Genomic DNA, 22,057 nt, shown 5'->3' with positions numbered 1-22,057 from the left:
ACCGGGCGGGCAGACGGCGGCAGCGGGCCGGTCTAATGGGTCGTTCGAACGGGCCAGTCAAGGGCGGCTGTGCCCCTCTGTACTTGGCCGAAGAGCAAGCAACAGATGGTATGATAGGTCTTTTAACGATTCCCAGGCTGCCTTAGACAACGTGCGACTATCCTCCATTAAATTGTCGGGATTTAAGTCATTCGTCGATCCGACCAATTTCCAGGTACCAGGCCAGCTGGTTGGCGTGGTCGGACCGAACGGATGCGGCAAGTCGAACATCATCGACGCCGTGCGCTGGGTGCTGGGCGAATCGAAGGCTTCCGAGCTGCGCGGCGAGTCGATGCAGGACGTGATCTTCAACGGCTCCACCCACCGCAAGCCGGCCGGGCGCGCCTCCGTCGAGCTGGTGTTCGACAACAGCGCCGGCAAGGCGTCCGGCCAGTGGGGCCAGTATGCCGAGATCGCGGTCAAGCGCACGCTCACGCGCGACGGCACCTCTTCGTATTTCATCAACGGCCAGCCGGTGCGCCGGCGCGACATCCAGGACATCTTCCTGGGCACCGGCCTGGGGCCGCGCGCCTACGCCATCATTGGCCAGGGCATGATCGCCCGTATCATCGAGTCGCGCCCGGAAGAGCTGCGCGTGTTCCTCGAAGAGGCGGCCGGCGTCTCGAAATACAAGGAGCGCCGGCGCGAGACCGAGAACCGCCTCGCGGACACGCGCGAGAACCTGACGCGGGTCGAGGATATCCTGCGTGAGCTGAACGCCAACCTGGAAAAGCTCGAGGCGCAGGCTGCGGTGGCCAACCGTTTCCACCAGCTGCAGGCCGACCAGGAAGAAAAACAAAAGCTGCTCTGGCTGCTGCGCAAGAACGAAGCGCAGGCCGAGCAGAAGCGCTATTTCGGCGAGGTCGAGGCGGCCCAGACCGCGCTGGAAGAGCAGACGGCCAAGCTGCGCCACGTCGAGCTGGAGCTGGAGCAGATGCGCCAGGCCCACTACGCGGTGGGCGACCGCCTGCACCAGGCGCAGGGCGCGCTGTACCAGACCAATTCCGAAATCGGCAGCCTGGAAGCGCAGATCAAGTACGTGATCGAATCGCGCACGCGCCTGCAAAACCAGCTCGGCACCCTGGCCGCGCAGCGCGACCAGTGGCTGGCGCAGGGCCAGGAGTTCCAGGAGCAGCTGGAAGAGGCAGAGATGCGCCTGGAGGAACTGGCCGCGCGCGCGGAAGGCGCCCAGATCGCGGTGGAGGTGCACAACGAGCGCCTGCCCGAACTGGACGCGGTGTGGCGCGCGGCGCAGGACAAGACCAAGGAGTCGCGCGAGCGCATCATGCAGCTGCAGCAGCGCATCGAGCTGTCGTCGGCGCACCAGCGCAACGCCTCGAACATCCTGGCCAACCTGGCCGCTCGGCGCGAGCGCCTGCAGCAGGAAAAGAACGGGCTGAACCTGCCCGACAGCGCGCACCTGGAAAACCTGCGCATGCAGCTGGAGGAAAAGCAGCAGGCGCTGGAAGAACAGGCCATGCTGCTGGAGGAAGCGGCCGAGCAGCAGCACCGCGTCGAGGAAGAGCGCGCGGCCTCCCACAAGGCAGCGCAGCAAGAGACCGCGGCCAATGCGCAGCTGGAAGCGCGCCTGTCCGCCCTCAAGCAGCTGCAGGAGCGCGTGCAAACCCAGGGCAAGGTGCAGCCGTGGCTGCAGAAGCACGAGCTCGACAAGCTGCCCAAGCTGTGGCAAAAGCTGCAGATCGAGGACGGCTGGGAGACCGCGCTCGAATCGATCCTGCGCGAGCGCACCGGCGCGCTCGAAATGTCCAACATCGACTGGGCCAAGGCCTTTTTCAGCGACGCGCCGCCCGCGCGCCTTGCCTTGTATGCGCCGCTGCCCGCCGGGCCGCAAGCGGCGCAGGTGCCGGGGCTCAAGCCCTTTGCCGGCCTGCTCAAGCTGAACGACCCGGGCCTGCGCGGCCTGCTCAACGACTGGCTGCACAATGTGTTCTTGGCCGACGATGCGGCTGCCGCTTTCGCCGCGCGTTCCCAGCTGCCGGCCGGCGCGTGCTTTGTCACGCGCCAGGGCCACGTCATCACGCAGTCGAGCGTGCGCTTTTATGCCGCCGACGCGGAGCAGGACGGCATGCTCGGCCGCCAGCACGAAATCGACAACATCTCGCGCCAGCTGCGCGCGCAGGTGCTGCTGGCGGACGAGGCGCGCGCGCGCGCCGTGCGCGCCGACGCGGCCGTGGCCGACCTGTCGCGCCGCCTGCAGGAAGCGCGCGCGAAGGTCAGTGGCCTGACCCAGCAGGTGCACGCGCTGCAGATCGACGTGGTCAAGCAAAGCGAGATCGAGGCGCGCTTTAACCAGCGCAGCACGCAGATCGACGCCGACCTGGCCGAGATCGCGGCGCACGAGGCACAGCAGAAGCAGGTCCAGGCCGAGGCCGAAGCCGAGTTCGAACAGCTCGACATGGAGCTGGCCGAGCTGCAGGGCGCGCACGAGGACCGCCAGACCGAGTTCCTGCAGAAGGAGCAGGCGCTGAGCGACGCGCGCGACAAGCTGCGCGAGCTCGAACGCAGCGCGCAGGAGGCCGCGTTCGCCGAGCGCTCGCAACGCAGCCGCATCGAGGAACTGCGGCGCAACATCGCCACCGCCGGCCAGCAGGCCGCGCAGGTCGCCGCCAGCATCGAGTCGGGCAAAGCGGAGCTGGCGGCGCTCGAATCGGGCAGCGCCAACGAGGGCTTGCAGGAACTGCTGGAGCGCCGCACGCAGCAGGAAAAGGCCTTGTCCGACGCGCGCCACGAACTGGACCAGATCACGCAGCAGCTGCGCCAGGCCGAAGAATCGCGCATGGCGGCCGAACGCAGCCTGCAGCCGCAGCGCGACAAGATCACCGAAATGCAGCTCAAGGAGCAGGCCGCGCGCCTGAACCAGGAGCAGTTTGCCGAGGCGCTGGCCGCAACCGGCGCCGTCGAGGCCGAGCTGGCCGACAAGCTCAACCCGGACATGAAGCCGTCCTACCTGCAGGGCGAGGTGACGCGCCTGACCAATGCCATTTCGGCGCTGGGCGCGGTCAACCTGGCCGCGGTCGACGAACTGGCCCAGGCCACCGAGCGCAAGCGCTTCCTCGACTCGCAGAACGCCGACCTGCAGGAGGCCATCACCACGCTCGAGGATGCGATCGCGCGCATCGACAAGGAGACGCGCGACCTGCTGCAGGACACCTTCGATCGCGTCAACCAGCACTTCTCCGAGCTGTTCCCGATCCTGTTCGGCGGCGGCCAGGCCAAGCTGGTGATGACCGGCGACGAGATCCTGGACGCCGGCGTGCAGGTGATGGCCCAGCCGCCGGGCAAGAAGAACGCCACCATCCACCTGCTGTCCGGCGGCGAGAAGGCGCTGACCGCGACCGCACTGGTGTTCTCGATGTTCCGCCTGAACCCGGCGCCGTTCTGCCTGCTCGACGAGGTGGACGCGCCGCTCGACGATGCCAATACCGAGCGCTTCTGTCGCATGGTCAAGCGCATGTCGGACCAGACCCAGTTCCTCTTCATCTCGCACAACAAGATCGCGATGGAGATGGCCAACCAATTGATTGGTGTGACGATGCAGGAACAAGGTGTATCGCGCATCGTGGCGGTGGACATGGAGTCCGCCGCGAACTTCGCACAAGAGGCACAAGCAGCATGACTGATTTTCAAATGAGCCTGATCGCGGCTGGCGGCGTGTTCGTCGTTGGCGTCATTAGCTACAACAAATGGCAGGAGTACAAGGCCAGGAAGAGCGTCGAGCGGGCGTTCTCGTCCGATCACGACGACGTGCTGATGCGCGCGGACGGCACGCCAATGGCGCGCCAGGAGCCGGTGCTCGACCTGGGCGTGGCCCCGGCAGGCGAGGGCGTGGTGCTCGAGCCTTCGCTGGGAACCACCGGCATCGCCGACGAGGCGGCGGCGGACGCTCCGGCGGCGCCGGTGCACCTGCCTGGCGCGGCGCCCGATACGCCCCCGGCCGAACTGGCCGAAAGCCTGGTGGACCCGCTGATCGACTGCCTGATCCCGCTCGCGCTGGAGCTGCCGGCACGCGGCGACAAGCTGCTGCCGGTGCTGCAAAAGCTGCGCCGCATCGGCAACAAGCCGGTGCACTTCATCGGCCTGCACGTGAACGGCGACTGGGAGCCGATCGTGCACGGCGGCGTGTACACCAAGCTGCAGGCCGGCGTGCAAATGGCCACCCGCACCACGTCGCTCAACGAACTCGAATACTCCGAGCTGGTCACGCGCCTGCGCCCGCTGGCCGACGAGATCGGCGCCGAGCCCGAGCTGCCTGACATGATCGAAGCGGTGGGCGAGGCGCGCAACCTGCACAAGTTCGTGGCCGGCCACGACGCCCAGCTGGGCGTGAACCTGCGCTCGAACGGCGCGCCGTGGGCGATGGCCACGCTGATCGGGGCACTCGAGAACCAGGGCTTCGACGTGCGCCCCGACGGCCGCTTTGCGATGCCGGACGGCGACGGCGGCGTGCTGTTCACGCTGTCCACCAACGTCACCCTCGGCTCGGACACCACGTCCAAGCTCACCCTGCTGCTGGACGTGCCCTGCGTGGCCCCGGCCCGCGACGGCTTCGGCAAGATGGTGGCGTGTGCCAAGGCGCTGGTGCAGCGCCTGGACGCGACCATCGTGGACGACTACGACCAGCCGCTGCTCGATCCGGCGCTGGACGAGATCAGCGGGCAGGTGCAGGAGTTCTACCAGGAGATGGAAGCGGCCGACATCCCGGCCGGTTCGACGCGCGCGCTGCGCCTGTTCAGCTGAGGAAGCTGGCGTGCACAAGGAAGACGACAAGAAGCGCATGGCGTGGCTGGTCGAGGAGCTGAACCGCCACATCTACAACTACCATGTGCTCGACGCGCCGACGATTCCCGACGCCGAGTACGACCGCCTGTTCCGCGAACTGCAGGAGCTGGAAGCGAAGCATCCGGACGCGGTGTCGGTCGACACCCCGACCTCGCGCGTGGGCGCGGCGCCGATCCCGGAATTTTCCCAGGTGACGCATGCGCTGCCGATGCTCTCGCTGAACAACGGCTTTTCGGACGAGGATATCGACAACTTCGACCGCCGGGTGCGCGAGGGCCTGGGCCGGGCCCAGGTTGCGTATGCGGCCGAACTGAAGTTCGACGGCCTGGCGATCAGCCTGCGTTACGAGGATGGGGTGCTGGTGCAGGCCGCCACCCGCGGCGACGGCTACACCGGCGAAGACGTCACTGCCAATATCCGCACCGTGAAGGTGATCCCGCTGCGCCTGCACGGCGCCGGCGTGCCCGACGTGCTCGAAGTGCGCGGCGAGGTCCTGATGTTCAAGCAGGACTTCGAACGCCTGAACCAGCGCCAGCGCGACGCCGGCCAGAAGGAATTCGCCAATCCGCGCAACGCCGCTGCCGGCAGCCTGCGCCAGCTCGACCCGCGCGTGACGGCCCAGCGCAGCCTGCGCTTCTTCGCCTATGGCATCGGCGTGCTCGAAGGCGCCGGCATGCCGCAGTCGCACTCGGCGGTGCTGGACTGGTTCGAGCAACTCGGCCTGCCGGTGTCGAAGGAGCGCGCCGTGGTCGATGGCTGCGAAGGGCTGCTCGGCTACTACCGCGCGATCGGTGAAAAGCGCAAGTCGCTGCCCTACGAGATCGATGGCGTCGTGTACAAGGTGAACAGCCTGGCCGACCAGGCCCGGCTCGGCTTCGTGTCGCGCGCGCCGCGCTTTGCGCTGGCCCACAAGTTCCCGGCCGAAGAGGCGCTGACGGTGGTGCAGGCGATCGACGTGCAGGTGGGCCGCACCGGCGCGATCACGCCGGTGGCGCGGCTGGTGCCGGTGTCGGTCGGCGGCGTGACCGTGACCAACGCCACCTTGCACAACGAGGACGAGGTGCGCCGCAAGGACGTGCGCGTGGGCGACACGGTGGTGGTGCGCCGCGCCGGCGACGTGATCCCCGAGGTGCTCTCGGTGGTGCTGGAACGCCGTCCGCACCCGGCGCCGGCGGTCTATGCCTTGCCGAAGGCGTGCCCGGTGTGCGGTTCGCACGTGGTGCGTGAAGAGGGCGAGGCGGTGGCGCGCTGCTCGGGCGGGCTGACCTGCGCGGCGCAGCGCAAGGAAGCGATCCGCCACTTTGCCGGCCGCCGCATGATGGACATCGAAGGCCTGGGCGACCGCTACATCGACAGCCTGGTCGAGTGCGAGCTGATTCACGGCGTGGCCGACCTGTACCGCCTGACGCTGGACGACCTGCTGGCCATGAAGCGCGCCGCCGACGAGCGGGACGGCACCACGCCCGAGACGGTCAAGCAGGGCAAGATCGCGACCAAGTGGGCGGACAACCTGCTGGCCGCGATCGAGGCCAGCAAGCGCCCGCCGCTCGAGCGCCTGCTGTTCGCGCTGGGCATCCGCCACGTCGGCGAGTCCACCGCCAAGACCCTGGCCGACTGGCTGGGGAGCCTCGCGCTGGTGCGGCGCGCGCCGGCCGCGCTGCTGCGGGTGCTGCCGGACATCGGCGGCACCGTGGCCGAGGCGATTGCCGACTTTTTTGCCGAACCGAAGAACCAGCAGGCGCTCGACGCGCTGCTCGAGGCGGGCGTGCAGCCGCAGGGCGAGCACCCGCCGAAGGCGCAGCTGCGCGAGCGCCTGGACGAGGTCACGCTGCTGGCGGCCCTGGACATTCCCAAGATGACCGAACCGCGCGCGCGCCAGCTGCTGCAGGACGGGCGTACGCTGGACGATCTTGCGCACCTGAAGATCTTCAGCGTGTTCGGCCTGCCCGATGCGCTGGTCGAATCGCTCGAGCTCTGGATGGCCACCCCGGGCAACCGCCAGGTGCTGCAGGCGACAGCCGGGCTGCGGCGCGAACTGCTTGCCCAATTGCCGCTGCAAGCGGCGGCGGGCGACGAGGGGCCGCTGGCGGGCAAGACCTTTGTGCTCACCGGGACGCTGCCGACCCTGTCGCGCGACGAAGCCGGCGCCATGATCGAGGCGGCGGGCGGCAAGGTGTCCGGCTCGGTGTCGAAGAAGACCAGCTTTGTGGTCGCCGGCGCGGAGGCGGGCAGCAAGCTCGCCAAGGCCGAGCAGCTCGGCGTGCCGGTGCTCGACGAAGACGCGCTGCGCGCCATGCTCGCTGGGAGTGATGGAACATAATTTTGTAGGGTGGGCAGGTTTTCCTGCCCACGCGTTCAGCTACGGCATTCGCGCCCGCGACGCATGCAGCGATTGAACGCGTGGGCAGAAATCTGCCCACCCTACGAGCGAATACAGGACAACAACGATGACGACAATCAGGAAGGCCGTATTCCCGGTCGCCGGCCTGGGCAGCCGCTTTCTGCCCGCCACCAAGGCGCAGCCGAAGGAAATGCTGCCGATCGTGGACAAGCCCCTGATCCAGTATGCGGTCGAGGAGGCGGTTGCGGCCGGCATCACCGAGATGATCTTCATCACCGGCCGTAACAAGCGCGCCATCGAAGACCATTTCGACAAGGCCTACGAGCTCGAGTCCGAGCTGGAGGCGCACGGCAAGCAGGCGCTGCTCGAGGTGGTGCGCGGCGTGATCCCCAAGAACATCACCTGCATCTACATCCGCCAGTCCGAGCCGCTGGGCCTGGGGCACGCGGTGCTGTGCGCGCGCCCGGTGGTGGGCAACGAACCGTTTGCGGTGCTGCTGGCGGACGATTTCATGGATACCGACGCCGGCAACAAGCCCGTGCTGGCGCAGATGACCGAGCTGTACGAATACGAGCGCAGCAGCCTGCTGGCCGTGCAGGACGTGCCGCGCGAGCACACGCGCCAGTACGGCATCGTCAGCGCGTCGGCCTATCGTCCCGACCTCGAAGTGGTGTCGGGCATCGTCGAAAAGCCGCAGCCGGAGCTGGCGCCATCCACGCTGGCGGTGGTGGGCCGCTACGTGCTGTCGGGCGCGATCTTCAATCACCTGGAGCACCTGGGCCGTGGCGCCGGCGGCGAAATCCAGCTCACCGATGGCATCGCCGCGCTGATGGCGCAGGAGCGCGTGCTGGCCTACCGCTACGCCGGACAGCGGTATGATTGCGGCTCCAAGCTCGGATACCTGAAGGCGACCGCCGCCATCGGTCTCAAGCACCCGGAGACCGCCGAGGGCTTCCGGGCCTTCCTCGACCAGCTGCAAAAGGAGCAGGGCCGGCCATGACTGTCCGCGAGATCCTGAAGATGGGCGACCCGCGCCTGACGCGCGTGTCCGACAAGGTCGCCAGGTTCGGCACGCCCGAACTGCACGCGCTGGTCGCCGACATGTTCGAGACCATGCACGCGGCCAATGGGGCCGGGCTGGCCGCGCCGCAGATCGGCATCAACCTGCAGCTGGTGATCTTCGGGTTCAAGCACAACCAGCGCTATCCCGATGCGCCCGAGGTGCCCGAGACGGTGCTGATCAACCCGGTGCTGCGGCCGCTGTCGGACGAGATGGAAGAGGGCTTCGAGGGCTGCCTGTCGGTGCCCGGCCTGCGCGGCAGCGTGCCGCGCTACACGCGGCTGCATTACGAAGGCTTCGACCAGCACGGCAACTGGATCAGCCGCGATGCCGAGGGCTTTCACGCGCGCGTCGTACAGCACGAGGTGGACCACCTGCTGGGCATCCTGTACCCGATGCGGATCAAGGACTTTTCCCGCTTCGGCTTTACCGAAGTGCTGTTCCCCGACCAGGCGCCAGGAGACGACGATTGAAGCGATTGCTTGAGCGCGGCGCGGCCGCCTTGCTGTGCATCCTGGCCCCGCTGGCACATGCGGGCGACCTGTTCACCGCCATCGAGCCCGAACCGAAGAGCGAGTTCTGGCTCGACAGCGGTTTTCTCACCGGGCACTTCAACCGCGACAAGGACCTGAACGGCGCCAACCGCGGGCTGGGCGCCGAGTATCGCTTCGGGGGCACGGCCTCGGCGGCGGTGGGCCGCTTCTACAACAGCGATCGCGCCTGGTCGAGCTATGCGGGCGTGATCTGGCAGCCGCTGGCGGTGGGCCCGGTGCGTCTGGGCGCGGCGCTGGCGGCCTTCAATGGCTATCCGCACATGCGCGATGGCGGCTGGTTCCCGGCCGCGGTGCCCACGGCGACCGTCGAGTACCAGCGCTTTGGCGTGAACGTCGGCTTTGTCCCCAGCTACAAGGACCGGCTCTACGGCGGCATTTCGGTGCAGCTCAAGCTGAGGCTGTGGTAAGCCTTTCAATGTAAATTGTTTCTTTTTTGTCGTTCAAGCATAACAATCGGGCTATAATCGCCCGACTGTGTGGCCTGTGGCTGCCCGGCGGTACCACCTATTCTTTCCCCATGCATGGATAAACACGACGACAAGCGGCAGCAACTGCTCGTTGCAATGACGGCGAGCTGCGGCGCGGGCGCCCGCGATGGCACAGGCTCGCTGCTGCAACCGTGGTCGCGCCTGGCGCGCAACCTCTGCCCGCTCATCGGGGAGAGCGGCTTCTGCGCCCTGTTCGGCAGGGCTGCACGGCTCGTATCGGCGCGCTTCGAGTGGATCGCCATTCCCTCGTTCAAAACGATCGAGGCGCTGCTCACGGCGCTGGGCGAGCGGCTGGCCAGCGTGAGCGCCGAGCAGGCGCGCGCGGCCAATATGGCCCTACTCGACACTTTCACCCGGCTGCTCGCCGACCTCATTGGCCAAGCGTTGACGATCCGCCTTTTACACTCGGCTGCGCCAGGCACGGGTGAGCAGAATGCACAGGAGCAGAAGTAAATGACCGATAAAGTAATGCTGCGAACGTTGAACACAGGCGTGCCCGGTCTCGATCTGCTGCTCGGCGGGGGACTGATCGAGTTCTCGTTCAACCTGATCGCGGGCTCGCCCGGCTGCGGCAAGACCACGCTGGCACACCAGATCATGTTCTCGCTGGCCGGGCCAAACTGCCGCGCGCTGTTCTTCACCGTGCTCGGTGAGCCGCCGCTCAAGATGCTGCGCTACCAGCAGCAGTTCGGCTTCTTTGACCTGGACAAGGTCGGCAGCTCGATCCGCTACGTCAACCTGGCCGAGGACCTGCGCGCAGGCGACTTCTCCGGCGTGCTGGAGCGGATCATGAAGGAGGTGGAGGATTTTTCGCCGTCGCTGGTGTTCGTGGACTCGTTCCGCTCGGTGGTGCAGACTGCCAAGGGCGGCCTGGAGGGCGTGGCCGACCTGCAGGCTTTCGTCCAGGAGCTGGGCACGCGCATGACGAGCTGGCAGGCCACCACCTTCCTGATCGGGGAATACAGCCAGTCCGATGCCGAGGCCAACCCGATCATGACGGTGGCCGACGGCATGATCGCGCTGGCGCAGTGGCAGGAGCAGAATTCCGTGGTGCGCAAGATCCGTGTGGTGAAGATGCGCGGCCAGGCCCACATGGCTGGCTGGCATCCGCTGCGGATCACCGACGACGGCTTGCGCATCTATCCGCGCCTGCTGCCGCCGCTGGCCGACGACCGCGTGGCAGGCAGCCCCATCGAGCGCGAGGTGCGCCGCATCTCGACCGGGGTGCCGGACCTCGACCAGCTGCTGTGCGGCGGCCTGCCGCAGGGGCACAGCGCGCTGGTGGTCGGTCCGACCGGGACCGGCAAGACCATCCTTGGCACGCGCTTCCTGCAGGAGGGCGTGCGCCAGGGCGAGAAGGGCGTGGCCATGTTGTTTGAAAAGGGAACCGCCCGCTTGCGCAATGCACAGCTGGCGGACATGGTCCAGGCGGGGCAGGTGCGCGTGATCGAGAGCCGTTCGCTCGACCTCACGGTGGAGGAACTGCTCGACGACCTGGTCTGCGCCATTGCCGAGACCGGCGCCACGCGCGTGGTGATCGATTCGCTGTCCGAGTTCGGGCTGTACCTGGCGCCCGAGGTGCGCGGCGACTTCCGGCGCGCCGTGTTCCGTGTGCTGGCCTCGCTGGCCAAGGGCGGCGTGACCGCGATCGTCACGGTCGGCCTGGAAGACCGCTTTACCGACCTGCGTTTTTCGTTCGACGACATCTCGTTCCTCACCGATGCGGTGATCGCCATGCGCTACGCGGAAGTGGAGGGGCGCTTGTGCAAGCTCATCTCGGTGGTCAAGGTGCGCGGCAGCGCGCACAGCAACGAGCTGCGCGAATACCGCATCACCGACCAGGGCATCGAGATCGGCGTGCGCCCTGGCTACACCGGGCTGCTGTCAGGCTCGCCAACCAGGACCGGCGACGGCCATTGAGAGAAGGCATGGGACACGTGAACGACGAAGGCTCCGGCTCGCAACAGCGCGTCCCTGCAGGCTCCAAAGGGGAGCCACCGCAATCGCATGCCGCGCTTCGCGCGCAGGTCGAATCGCTCCAGCAGGAGCTGGCCGTCTTGCGCGTGGTGGCGCGCGAAAAGGCGGAACTGGAACTGACGGCGGCCCAGCTGCGCGAGGCGAACCAGAACCTGGTGCTGGCCACCGTCACCGCCCAGAGCGGGCGCGACGATGCCGAGGAAGCCAACCGGCGCCAGACCGAATTCCTGGCCATGCTCGCACACGAGTTGCGCAATCCGCTCGCGCCGATCGGCACCGCCGCCGCGCTGCTGCCGCGCACTGCCGGCGACGATGCCAGGGCGCTGGAGCTGGCACAGGTGATCGGCCGCCAGGTCTCGCACATGGCCCACCTGCTGGACGACCTGCTGGATGCGGCGCGCATCAGCAGCGGCAAGATCACGTTGTCGCTGCAGAGCGTGCTGCTGGACCAGGTGATCGAACAGGCCGTGGAAACGGTGGCCCCGCGCGTGCGCGAGCGCACCCAGGAGCTCGCGCTGACGCTGCCGCGCGAGCCGCTGGTGCTGCACGCCGACAGGGTCAGGCTGACCCAGGTCTTCACCAACCTGCTGTCCAACGCCTCCAAATACACTCCCGAGGGCGGCACGATCCGGCTATCTGCCGTGGCCGATGCCGAGCAGGCGGTGGTCACGGTGCAGGACAACGGCACGGGCATCGCGCCCGGGTTGATGCCGCACGTGTTCGACCTGTTCACGCAAGGGCCACGCGCGCTGGCGCGCACGGAGGGCGGCCTGGGCGTGGGCCTGAACGTGGTGCGCAACCTGGTCGGCATGCATGGCGGCCGGATCGACGCCTACAGCGCGGGCGAAGGGCAGGGCAGCCTGTTCACCGTGGTCCTGCCGCTGCCCGAGGGCACGCTTGCGCCGCCGCGCGAGGTGCGCACCGTGCGGCGCGGGCGCGCTGCGCCGCTGCGCCTGCTGCTGGTGGAGGACAACCGTGACGCCTGCGAGACGCTGAGCCACCTGTTGGTACTGGAAGGGCATGAGGTGCAGGTGGCTTACGACGGCAAGGCCGGGCTGGCCGCGGCCACCGGCGGCGAGTTCGACGCACTGCTGTGCGACATCGGACTGCCGGGCCTGGACGGGCTGGAACTGATCGCCAGCCTGCGCCGCGCGCGCGGCGGCAAACCGCTGTACGCCGTCGCCCTGTCCGGCTACTGCCAGGCCGAGGACCGCAGCCGCGCGCTGGCCGCGGGTTTTGACGAGTATTGCGTCAAGCCGGTGAACACCGAGGCCTTGCTCGGCCTGCTGGGCTCGCGCGGGCGCGCGGCGGCTTCCGGCTGAGCTCAGGCGGGAGCCGCCGCCGGGATGCGGTGGGCCGCGGTGCACGACAGCACCCCGGCCACCAGCAGCGCCACCGCCGCCAGCTCCGCCGGCGCGGGCGCGCGCCCTTCCCAGAAAAAGCCGTACAACAGCGCAAACAGCGTCTCGAACAAAATCATCTGCCCGGTCATGGTTAGCGGCAGCAGGCGGCTGGCGCGGTTCCAGAACGCGTTGCCGAGCACCGACGCGCAGATCGCCACGCCGGTCACGATGGCGCCGAAATACAGCCATTCGTCGGTGCCGTGCGCGCGCGGCGCAAATGCGAAGGCAGGCACGGCAAGCAGCAGCGATTCGGCGCCGGTGACCACGCCGGTGAGCAGGCTCCATTCGTGCGACGTCACGTGGTCCAGCCGCCCGAGCCAGCGGCTGTTCTGCACCGCGTACACGGTCCAGGAAGCCAGCGCGCCCAGCGCGCACAGCAGGCCTTCGAGCGAGCCCTGGCTTGATCCCTGCAGCGAGTGCCAGCCGATGCACACCATGCCGGCGGAAGACAGCATCAGCGACGGCAGCAGGCGCGCAAACGGCACCGCACCGTGCTCGCGGCTGCCGACGATCGTCACCGTCACCGGCAAGAAGCCGACGATTAGCGAGGTCATCGCAATGCCGCCGACCTGCACGGCGCGCGCCAGCAGCACGAAGTAAAGGATATTGCCCCAGAAGCTGAGCCAGGCAAGGGCGCGCCATTCGGTGCGGGTCAGCACGCGCGCCAGGCGCCGCCATGCGGGGGCGATGAGCGCCACCGACACCAGGCCGTAGGCGAGGTAGCGGCCAGCCGACAGCTGCAAGGGCGTGAAGTTGTTTGCCAGCGCGGGCGCAAGGAATACCAGGCCCCAGAATGCGCCGGCCACGGCGCCGCAACCGATGCCAAGCCAGGTGTTTTTCGATACTGTCACGTGCGCGGATCTCCTGAAATCGCCGGTCTGTCCTCACCTGGCGAAATCGTGTCGGGATCTGCTGCAGTTCGGCCTGTAACGCGGGCTGGCAAAAAGTGTATCAGAGGGCGCGAACGTTTGCTGGCCGCGGATCAAGCAATGCCGTTGCGGCCGTGCCGGCGAAACGCGGCGCGCTGGTCGAGGCGGTCGTAGTAGGCCCGCACGGCGGGCAGCTCTGGATGCGCGAGCGGCGTCATGGCCCAGCGGTTCACGGACAGCCCGAGCACCACGTCGGCCAGCGTGAACGCGTCGCCGCACACGAAGGGGCCGCCGCGTTCGAGCTGGCGCTCGAGGATGTGCATGTGGCGGTTCCAGTTCGCGATGCTCGCCTCGATCGCGGCCGGGTCCTGGTGCGCCGGGCTTTGCCGTACCAGCGCCATGAAGGCGTAGCGCCACGCGTTGTTGAGCTCCGTGGCCTGCCAGTCCATCCACTGCTCGACGCTGGCGCGCCGCGCCGGTTCAAGGGGCAGCAGGCGCGTGTCGCTGGCGCGGCCGGCCAGGTAGCGGCAGATGGTGTTCGACTCCCACAACACGAAGCCGCCATCCACCAGCACCGGCACCATCGCATTGGGGTTCAGCGCAAGGAACGCCGGCGTATCCGTGGCACGGTAGCCGGCGCCCCAATCCTCCTGCTGGTACGGCAGGCCGAGCTCCTCGCAGCTCCACAGCACCTTGCGCACGTTGATCGAGCTTTGCTTGCCGAGGATCCTGAGCATGGACTACCTCTGCTGCGCATAGGGGCTCTTGCCGCCTTGCGCGATGAAGGTGTCGATGCGCGCCTCCAGCACCGGCAGCGGCACGGAGCCCAGCTGCAGCACCGTGTCGTGGAAGTTGCGGATGTCGAACTTCGGTCCCAGCGCCTGCTCGGCCTTCGCGCGCGCTTTCTGGATCGCCATCTCGCCCAGGTAGTACGACAGGGCCTGGCCCGGCCACGAGATGTAGCGGTCCACTTCGGTCTCGATCTCGTGGTCGGCCAGTGCGGTGTTCTCGTGCATGTAGGCCTGCGCCTGTTCGCGCGTCCAGCCCTTGGCGTGGATGCCGGTGTCCACCACCAGGCGCGCGGCGCGCCAGGCCTGGTAGCTCAGCATGCCGAAGGTCTCGTAGGCGTTCTCGTAGATGCCCATCTCCACGCCCAGGCGTTCGGTGTACAGCGCCCAGCCTTCGCCAAAGGCCGAGATGTAGGCGCGCCGGAACGGCGGCAGGCCCTTCTGCTCCAGCGCCACCGGCATCTGGAACGCGTGGCCCGGCGCCGATTCGTGCAGCGTCAGCGCCGGCAGCGAATACAGCGCGCGCGCCGGCAGGTTGTAGGTGTTGACGAGATAGACGCCAGGGCCGCCGCGGCCGGCGGTGTAGTAGGGCGCCTGGTCCGGCGGCACCGGCACGATCGCAAAGCGCTTGCGCGGCAGGTAGCCGAAGTACTGCTCGGCCTTGCCGTCGAACTTCTTGGCGACCCAGGCGGCGCGCATCAACAGCTCCTCCGGGGTCTTGGCGTAGAACTGCGGGTCGGTGCGCAGGAACGACAGGAAGGCCGCAAAGTCGCCCTTGAATCCGGTGGCGCGGATCGTTTGCTCCATCTCGGCGCGGATCTTGGCCATCTCGGACAAGCCGATCTGGTGGATCTGGTCCGCGGTCAGCGAGGTGGTGGTGTATTCGACGATCTTGGACTGGTAGTAGGCCTTCCCGTCCGGCAGGCTCTCGGCCGCGAGGGCGGTGCGCGCATTGGGCATGTACTGCTCGCGCATGAAGGCGAGCATGCGGCGATAGGCCGGCTGCACGTCGTCGCGGATCGCGGCGGCGGCGTCAAGGCGCAACTGCTCCTGCTCGGCCGCCGGGATCGAGGCCGGCATCGCCTTGAACGGGGTGTAGAAGATGGTGTCCTGCGGCGTCTTCGCCTCGGCAACCGTCGCCAGCGGCGCGTCGCGTCCCGCCAGCGTCACCTTGGGCGGGGTGAAGCCGCGCGCCAGGCCGGCGCGCATGTTCGCGGCCTCTTCGTCGAAATAGCGCGGGAATTCGTGCAGCTGGCTGATGTAGTTGCGGTATTCCTGGACGCTCTTGAGCGGGTTGCGCGTCATGTAGGCCACGTTGGTCCAGAAGCTGCTGTCGGCGTTGACGGGCTGCTCGTACTCGCGAAAGCGCAGCGCCTCGGCCAGCGCCGCTATCTGGGCGCGGTACACCGCGTAGTTGACGCGCTCATCCTCCGACAGGTCGGCCGGGCGGATCGCATCGAGCTCTTTGAGCACCCCGGTCCAGTAGGCGAGCCGCTCCTGCTGCGAGCGCGCGTCCACGTGGGGCAGGGTGGGCTGCACGCCGGTGGAGTCTTCCGAGCGGGCCAGGCGCTGGGACTGGCGCCACTTCCATTCGGCGGTGTAGATCGACTTGAACCGTGCGTCGGCGGCGGTTGCGGCATGCGCCGGCAGCGTGGCCGCCGACAGCACGCCAGCCGCGAACAGCGCGGCGAGCAGCTTCTTTTCCATTGTCCCCTTCCGTGCCGCACCGCGGCGAGTGATTGTTCGGACAATTGTTGCCCGGCCGGGCAAAAGAAGCAAGACGCCGCGTGTCGGTCAGCGCTTCACGCGCGCCAGCGGGTCGTTCGCGTTCCAGGCCGGCATGGCCGGCGCGTTGGCAACGGCGTAGCCCAGGTTGAGCGTGAACTGCGCCTGCTGCACCATGCCCGACAGGTCCCATTTCGGGTTGTATTCGTCGGTGATCTGGTGGTAGCGCTTGGTGAAGCCGACCATCTCTTCGTGCGAATGGCCCTGGTCGTGCGCGAATTCGAAGCTGCCGTCGCCCGAGAACACGGCCGAACCGACATTAAACGCCGGCACGCCGGCCTTGGCGAACGCGAAGTGGTCGGCGCGGAAGTAGGCGCCGCCCAGGTCCGGCACCGGCGGCGCGAGCTTCAGGCCCATCGCCTTGGCCACTTGTGCGGCCGTGGTATGGAGGGAACTGCGTTCGCTGCCCGGCACGCCGATGTCGCGGGTCTTGCCGACGAAGTTCATGCTGTCCAGGTTCAGGTCGGCGGCGGTTTTCGCCAGCGGCCACAAGGGATGCTGCACGTAGCCGTGCGCGCCGATCAGGCCCTGCTCCTCGGCGCAGGGCCACAGGAAGATCTGGGTGCGGCGCGCCGGATGGGCAGCCGCGGCCTGCGCCATCGCCAGCAGCGCGGCCGCGCCCGAGGCGTTGTCGATCGCGCCGTTCCAGATGTGGTCCGGCTTGCCGTTGCCGGTGTCGATGCCGAGGTGGTCCCAGTGCGCCGAATAGACCACCGCCTGGTCCTTCAGTTTCGGGTCGGTACCTGGCACGATGCCGGCCACGTTGTACTCGTCCACGTTGCGCACCGCGCTTTTCACGTGCACGCGCGCGCTCGCGCCCAGGTCCACCGGCTTGAAGCCGCGCACCTCGGCCTGCGCGCGCAGCGCGTCCAGGTCCTTGCCAGCGGCGGCGAACAGGGCGCGTGCGGCGTCTTCGTGGATCCAGCCCTGCAGCGCATTGCCCGGGCCGGCGAGGTGGAACTGCTCGTGCGAGAAGCCGTTGGCCGGCACGCTCCACGGGTACGAGGCGGAGGCCTCGGTGTGGATCAGCAGGATGCCGGCCGCGCCCTGGCGTACCGCTTCTTCAAATTTGTACATCCAGCGGCCGTACCAGGTCAGCGACTTGCCGCCGAAGCGGTTGGGCTCCGCGGCGGTCGGCTGCGGGTCGTTGACCATCGCAACCAGGAGCTTGCCCTTGACGTCCGTGCCGGCGAAGTCGTTCCAGTGCTCCTCGTCGGCGTGGATGCCGTAGCCGACGAATACCACCGGCGCCTCGAAACTGGTTTCACTCTGTCCGTTGGCGTTGCCGAACACGACCTCCGTGCCCAGGTTCGGCGCGAGCGTCTTGCCGCCCACCGAAAAGCTCACCGCGCTGCCCGGCAGCGTCTTTTCGCCGACCATCGCAACCTTCTGGCGGTAGCTGTCGCCGTTGGCCGGTTTCAGGCCGACCGCCGCCGCCTGCGTCTCGAGGTAGCGCACCGCCAGTTCGCCGCCGCGCTGCCCGGTGCCGCGGCCTTCGAGCAGGTCGTCCGCCAGGAAGGCCAGGTGGGCGCGCAGCGGCGCCTCGGCCACCACGGGCTGGCTGGACGCCGGCGCGGCGAAAGCGGGCAGGGACAGCGCCAGCGCGCAGGCGGTGGCGGACAGGCGAAGCGGGAGCAAGCGGGTCATGCGTTACCTTTGTTGTTGTGGTTGTGGAAAATCAGCGGGTCAGCACCCGGGCCAGCCGGTCCACGGCTTCCTGGATGCGTTCGTATTTGGTGGCGTACGAAAAGCGTACGTGCTTGCGCGGCGCGGCAAAGCCGAAGTCGTCGCCCGGCACGATCGCAACATGGGTGTCGTTCAGCACCGACCACGCGAACGCCGTGCTGTCGCCGGCGTCCTTGTGCGCCAGCTTGTCGATTTCGGCGTACACGTAAAAGCCGCCGTCGGGCATGACCGGCACGCCGAAGCCCAGTTCGCGCAGCGCCGGCACGAAATAGTCGCGGCGGCGCTTGAGCTCCAGCCGCCGCGCTTCGCAAATGGCGATCGATTCGGGCGCAAAGCAGGCCAGCGCCGCGTATTGGGCGATGGCCGAAGGGCAGATGAATAGGTTCTGCGCCAGCTTTTCCAGCACCGGCACCAGGGCCTCGGGCACCACCAGCCAGCCCAGGCGCCAGCCGGTCATGTGGAAGTACTTGGAGAAGCTGTTGACGGTGATGACGTCGTCGCCATAGGACAGGGCGCTGACGGGCGCGCCGTCGAAGGTGAGGCCCGAATACAGCTCGTCCACGACCGAGAAGCCGCCGCGCGCGCGCACGGCCTGGATGATCTCCTGCAGCTGCGCCGGGGTCATCGAGGTGCCGGTCGGGTTGGACGGCGAGGCGACCACCACCCCGCGGGTGCGCTCGCCCCAGCTTGCGGCCACCTGGGCCGCGGTGAGCTGGTAGCGCGAGTCGGCGCCGCAAGGCAGCAGCACCGGCTTGCCCCCGAAGGCCGACACGAAGTGGCGGTTGCAGGGATAGCAGGGGTCGGGCATCAGTACCTCGTCGCCCTCGCCCACCAGCGCGGCGCAGGCCAGCAGCAGCGCGGCCGAGGCGCCGGCCGTGACCACGATGCGGCGCGGGTCGATGGACAGGCCGTAGGCGCTGGCGTAGTGGCCGGCGATCGCTTCGCGCAGGGCCGGCAGGCCGAGCGAGACCGTGTATTGCGTATGCCCGGCGCGGATCGCGTCGATCGCGGCCTGCGCCACCGGTTCGGGCGCGGTGAAGTCCGGCTCGCCCACGCTCATGCTGATAATGTCGGCGCCGGCCTGCTTCAGGTCGGCCGCGGCCTTGACCATTTCCATCACGCGGAAGGGCTCGATCGCGTCCACGCGCTGGGCCAGCTGCAGCGCGCGCGCGGCCTGCAGCTCAAGGTTGTTCGGTGCGTTCATTGGGTCTTGCTGGATTGGGAATCCTGCCATCTTAACCGAAGCGGGTAAGCGCCGCAGCTCACGCGGCAGCGGCGCTGCCGTCGTCCGTGCCGTGCCCGGCCTCGTCGCTGGCCACCAGGCGCACCGGCGGCGCGGCCAGCAGCGCGCGATCGATCAGCTGCCCGCGCGCCAGCAGGGCGGTGCACTCGGCCGCCGGCAGCGGGCGGCTGGCATAGTAGCCCTGGATCTGGTCGCAGGCGTAGCCGTGCAGGGTACGCGCCTGTTCCAGCGTCTCCACGCCTTCGGCCACCACCTTCAGGCTCAGGTGGTGGGCAAGGCTGATCACGGCCTGGGTGATGGCCGCATCGTCGCCGTCCTCGGGCAGGTCGCGCACGAAGGCACGGTCGATCTTGAGCGTGTCGAGCGGGAAGCGCTTCAGGTAGGCCAGGCTCGAATAGCCGGTGCCGAAGTCGTCGATCGACAGGTTCATGCCGAGCCGCTTGATGGCGGCCAGGGTGGCCGCTGCGCTTTCCGGATCGGCCATCAGCAGGGACTCGGTGAGTTCGAATTCGAGCAGCTGCGGGTTTGCGCCGGAAGCGCCGACGATGCGCTCGATCACCTGCGCCAGGTCGGCCTGCTGGAACTGGCGCGCCGACAGGTTGATCGCCACCGGCACCGGGGCCGCGCCCTCGCGTTCCCACAGCAGCAGCTGGCGGCACACCTGGCCGATGATCCATTCGCCCACCGGGATGATGATGCCGGTGTCCTCGAGGATGCCGATGAATTCGAGCGGCGGCACCAGGCCGCGCACCGGGTGCTGCCAGCGCAGCAGCGCCTCGAAGCCGGCCAGCCTGCCGGTGGCCAGGCTCACCTTGGGCTGGTAGTGGAGCACGAACTCTTCGCGCCGCAGCGCTTCGCGCAGCTCGGCTTCGGTGCGCAGGCGCCGGGTCGCGTCCTCGTTCATCACGGGCATGTAGAACGAATGGGTGTTGCGGCCCGCCTTCTTGGCGCTGTACATCGCATTGTCGGCGCTGCGGATCAGGGCCTCGGCCGCTTCGCCGTCGCCCGGCCAGGTGGCAATACCCACGCTGGCGGTCGCGTACACCTGCTGGCCCTGCACGCGGTAGGGCCGGCCCAGCGCCTCGACGATGGCGGCAGCCACGGCGCGGCTCTCGCGGCGCTGGGCGGCGGCCGGCAGCACCACGGCGAACTCGTCGCCGCCCAGGCGACCGACCACGTCGCCCGCGCGCACGCAGTCCAGCAGGCGGCGCGCGGCCTGCACCAGCAGTTCGTCGCCGGCGGTGTGACCCAGCGTGTCGTTGACGTCCTTGAAGCGGTCCAGGTCGATCAGCAGCACCGCGCAGCTGTCGGCGCGGCTCTTGGCGCGCGCGATCGAGTCGTCCAGGAAGCGCGTCAGGCGCCGCCGGTTGGGCAGGCTGGTCAACTGGTCGTACTGGTCGAGGAAGGTCAGGCGACTCTTGGCCTCGTGGCGCTCGAGCGCGGTCGCCACCAGGGTCGCGATGCTCTTCAGGAAATCGGTTTCCACCGGCGTAAAGGTGCGCTCGCCAATGTCGTACACGCCGATTGCGCCGAACAGGCGCGTGCCGCGGAAGATCGCCACGTCCAGTCCGCAGCCGACCACGCTGGAGGCGCGCAGCGGCGCCGACCATGGCAACAGGCCGGGCTGTCCCTGCGTGCGGACGGCGGCCTGGCAGTCGTACACGGTGCCGTTCATCTGCGACGGCCAGCCCGCGACCGCGCGTGCGATCGCCACATTGCGTTCGGTGTCCGCTTCCAGCAGCACCGCAAAGCGCGTGTTCAGGCCCTGGGCGGCGGTGGCCGCGGCCTGCGCGAACAGTTCGTCCAGCATCGAGGCGTGCAGCGCCTTCTGCCCCAGCGCCGCGATCAGGGTCTGGCGCCGCGCGTTGTCCAGGATCGCTTGTTCAAAGTCCTTGCGCGCGGTGATGTCGATGTCGATGCAGATGTACTTCTCGACCGCCTTGTCGGCGCCCAGGATCGGCACCACGGTGCGGAACCACTGGGTTTCGCCCTGGGCGCCGGATACCGTCACCTCGCCGGTCCAGACCAGGGGCGAGGGCACCCATGGCAGGCCGCTGGCGTTGGCCGGGCGCCCGATGGCGGCCAGTTCCATGCCGGCCAGCGCCTCGCGCGCGATCCCGCAGCAGCGCACGAACTGCTCGTTGGCGTCCACGATGCGGCCCAGTTTGTCCACCTCGCACATGCTGGCCACCTGGTCCATCGCGCGCTTGTGCTCGAGCAGCGTGTGCATCAGGTGCGCGATGCGCTCGCCATACTGGTTGCGCAGGCTGGCGGTGGTGCGGTTGATGGCGTTGATCGCGTCCTGGATCTCGGCCGGTGCATCGTCCAGCAGCGGCGCCTCGGCCGTCACTTCGCCGGCCGATACTTCGTTCTCGAAGTGCTGCAGGCGCTGCAGGTTGGCGAGCCAGCGGCGCAGCATCGAGCGCATCAGGAAGTAGCAGGCCAGCGCAAACGCGGCCACCAGCGCCGCGGTCTGCACCGCCACCTCCCACAGCTGCGCGGCGATCGCTGCTTCGTCGATGGCCAGGTGCAGCACGCCGATGCTTTGCCCGCCTGCCTCGACCTTGCGCACCACGTCGGGCATCCTGCGGTCGATGGCGTGCACCAGCCACGCGGGCGCGCCCGGCCCTTTGGCCGGCGGTGCGGCGAGGACGGTCATGCCGCCAGGCCCGCCAAACGCGGCGCTCTTGAGCGGCGAGCCGGCCAGCGCCAGGTGCATCACCTGCTCGACGCGGGTGGCGTCGCCTTCCAGGCTTTCATGGGCGATGGCTTGCGCGGTGATGTCGGCGATGGTGTTGGCGGCCTGGTCGGTGTCGGCCAGGCGCTGGCTGAACTGGTATCGGTAGAACATCCCGAGGCCGAACAGCAGGAACACCAGCATGCACAGCCCGAACATGGCAAATACCCGGCCGCTGAGGGAGCGTGGCAGGAACTTGTGCGGGATTAGGGTCATGGGAAGTCGCCCCGGTGCCGCGATGATCGGCCCGGGCGGAGTATTACTACATGTGTTGCAACAATATAACA

15 protein-coding genes are annotated in these 22,057 nt (G+C 68.3%); 9 read left to right on the top strand and 6 right to left on the bottom strand.

Annotated elements, in window-relative coordinates; translation table 11 throughout:
* The first annotated feature begins 151 nt into the window (after nucleotides 1–151).
* The 9 genes from smc (at nucleotide 152) to NX774_RS01280 (ending at nucleotide 12,581) form a co-directional block, all read left to right on the top strand.
* Nucleotides 152–3,676 (top strand): chromosome segregation protein SMC, encoded by a 3,525-nt coding sequence (gene smc / locus NX774_RS01320; protein ID WP_258820351.1) that lies wholly within the window; start codon nucleotides 152–154, stop codon nucleotides 3,674–3,676.
* On the top strand, nucleotides 3,673–4,797 hold the full coding sequence (locus NX774_RS01315; RefSeq protein ID WP_258820350.1) for a cell division protein ZipA C-terminal FtsZ-binding domain-containing protein: 1,125 nt from the start codon (nucleotides 3,673–3,675) through the stop codon (nucleotides 4,795–4,797). Before smc ends, NX774_RS01315 begins: the two co-directional genes overlap by 4 nt.
* 10 nt (nucleotides 4,798–4,807) lie before the next feature.
* Complete coding sequence (gene ligA / locus NX774_RS01310) at nucleotides 4,808–7,159, top strand: NAD-dependent DNA ligase LigA (RefSeq protein WP_502572649.1); 2,352 nt, start codon at nucleotides 4,808–4,810, stop codon at nucleotides 7,157–7,159.
* A 127-nt stretch (nucleotides 7,160–7,286) separates the two neighbouring features.
* Complete coding sequence (gene galU, locus NX774_RS01305; RefSeq protein WP_258820349.1) at nucleotides 7,287–8,180, top strand: UTP--glucose-1-phosphate uridylyltransferase GalU; 894 nt, start codon at nucleotides 7,287–7,289, stop codon at nucleotides 8,178–8,180.
* A complete protein-coding gene (gene def, locus NX774_RS01300; protein ID WP_258820348.1) occupies nucleotides 8,177–8,713 on the top strand; it encodes a peptide deformylase in 537 nt (178 codons plus the stop codon). The genes galU and def overlap by 4 nt, the downstream gene beginning before the upstream one ends.
* Nucleotides 8,710–9,201: a hypothetical protein gene (locus NX774_RS01295; RefSeq protein WP_307731082.1), complete on the top strand. Its 492-nt coding sequence runs from the start codon at nucleotides 8,710–8,712 to the stop codon at nucleotides 9,199–9,201. The genes def and NX774_RS01295 overlap by 4 nt, the downstream gene beginning before the upstream one ends.
* A 114-nt stretch (nucleotides 9,202–9,315) precedes the next feature.
* Nucleotides 9,316–9,735, top strand: a complete 420-nt coding sequence (locus tag NX774_RS01290; RefSeq protein WP_258820347.1) for a hypothetical protein — start codon at nucleotides 9,316–9,318, stop codon at nucleotides 9,733–9,735.
* Nucleotides 9,736–11,202: an ATPase domain-containing protein gene (locus NX774_RS01285; RefSeq protein ID WP_258820346.1), complete on the top strand. Its 1,467-nt coding sequence runs from the start codon at nucleotides 9,736–9,738 to the stop codon at nucleotides 11,200–11,202. It begins immediately after the preceding gene.
* A gap of 8 nt (nucleotides 11,203–11,210) precedes the next feature.
* Nucleotides 11,211–12,581, top strand: coding sequence for a hybrid sensor histidine kinase/response regulator (locus tag NX774_RS01280; RefSeq protein ID WP_258820345.1), 1,371 nt, complete (start codon nucleotides 11,211–11,213; stop codon nucleotides 12,579–12,581).
* Between the two features lie 2 nt (nucleotides 12,582–12,583).
* On the opposite strand, the gene NX774_RS01275 is transcribed toward NX774_RS01280, so the two are convergent.
* The 6 genes from NX774_RS01275 to NX774_RS01250 form a co-directional block, all read right to left on the bottom strand.
* Entirely contained in the window at nucleotides 12,584–13,513 is a 930-nt protein-coding gene (locus tag NX774_RS01275) for a DMT family transporter (RefSeq protein ID WP_258820344.1), read from the bottom strand.
* A 131-nt stretch (nucleotides 13,514–13,644) separates the two neighbouring features.
* Nucleotides 13,645–14,268, bottom strand: coding sequence for a glutathione S-transferase family protein (locus tag NX774_RS01270; RefSeq protein WP_258820343.1), 624 nt, complete (start codon nucleotides 14,266–14,268; stop codon nucleotides 13,645–13,647).
* Nucleotides 14,269–14,271: 3 nt separating this feature from the next.
* The gene (locus NX774_RS01265; RefSeq protein WP_258820342.1) at nucleotides 14,272–16,026 is read right to left on the bottom strand and encodes a DUF885 domain-containing protein; all 1,755 of its coding nucleotides are present in this window, start codon (nucleotides 16,024–16,026) and stop codon (nucleotides 14,272–14,274) included.
* Between the two features lie 87 nt (nucleotides 16,027–16,113).
* Entirely contained in the window at nucleotides 16,114–17,751 is a 1,638-nt protein-coding gene (locus NX774_RS01260; RefSeq protein ID WP_258820341.1) for a M28 family peptidase, read from the bottom strand.
* Nucleotides 17,752–17,782: 31 nt separating this feature from the next.
* Nucleotides 17,783–18,994 carry a pyridoxal phosphate-dependent aminotransferase gene (locus NX774_RS01255; RefSeq protein ID WP_258820340.1) on the bottom strand — a complete coding sequence of 404 codons (1,212 nt, stop codon included), beginning with the start codon at nucleotides 18,992–18,994 and terminating at the stop codon, nucleotides 17,783–17,785.
* A gap of 58 nt (nucleotides 18,995–19,052) precedes the next feature.
* On the bottom strand, nucleotides 19,053–21,986 hold the full coding sequence (locus tag NX774_RS01250; RefSeq protein ID WP_258820339.1) for an EAL domain-containing protein: 2,934 nt from the start codon (nucleotides 21,984–21,986) through the stop codon (nucleotides 19,053–19,055).
* Nucleotides 21,987–22,057: the final 71 nt, after the last annotated feature.

The sequence above is a fragment of the Massilia agilis genome, from assembly GCF_024756255.1.
Taxonomy (GTDB): domain Bacteria; phylum Pseudomonadota; class Gammaproteobacteria; order Burkholderiales; family Burkholderiaceae_D; genus Telluria; species Telluria agilis.
This window is presented reverse-complemented; position numbering and strand designations above follow the sequence as displayed.

Coding starts and splice junctions, on each gene's coding strand:
- NX774_RS01315 (WP_258820350.1), top strand. CDS start 3,673: ATGACTGATTTTCAAATGAGCCTGATCGCGGCTGGCGGCGTGTTCGTC.
- galU (WP_258820349.1), top strand. CDS start 7,287: ATGACGACAATCAGGAAGGCCGTATTCCCGGTCGCCGGCCTGGGCAGC.
- def (WP_258820348.1), top strand. CDS start 8,177: ATGACTGTCCGCGAGATCCTGAAGATGGGCGACCCGCGCCTGACGCGC.
- NX774_RS01290 (WP_258820347.1), top strand. CDS start 9,316: ATGGATAAACACGACGACAAGCGGCAGCAACTGCTCGTTGCAATGACG.
- NX774_RS01285 (WP_258820346.1), top strand. CDS start 9,736: ATGACCGATAAAGTAATGCTGCGAACGTTGAACACAGGCGTGCCCGGT.
- NX774_RS01280 (WP_258820345.1), top strand. CDS start 11,211: ATGGGACACGTGAACGACGAAGGCTCCGGCTCGCAACAGCGCGTCCCT.
- NX774_RS01270 (WP_258820343.1), bottom strand. CDS start 14,268: ATGCTCAGGATCCTCGGCAAGCAAAGCTCGATCAACGTGCGCAAGGTG.
- NX774_RS01265 (WP_258820342.1), bottom strand. CDS start 16,026: ATGGAAAAGAAGCTGCTCGCCGCGCTGTTCGCGGCTGGCGTGCTGTCG.
- NX774_RS01260 (WP_258820341.1), bottom strand. CDS start 17,751: ATGACCCGCTTGCTCCCGCTTCGCCTGTCCGCCACCGCCTGCGCGCTG.
- NX774_RS01255 (WP_258820340.1), bottom strand. CDS start 18,994: ATGAACGCACCGAACAACCTTGAGCTGCAGGCCGCGCGCGCGCTGCAG.
- NX774_RS01250 (WP_258820339.1), bottom strand. CDS start 21,986: ATGACCCTAATCCCGCACAAGTTCCTGCCACGCTCCCTCAGCGGCCGG.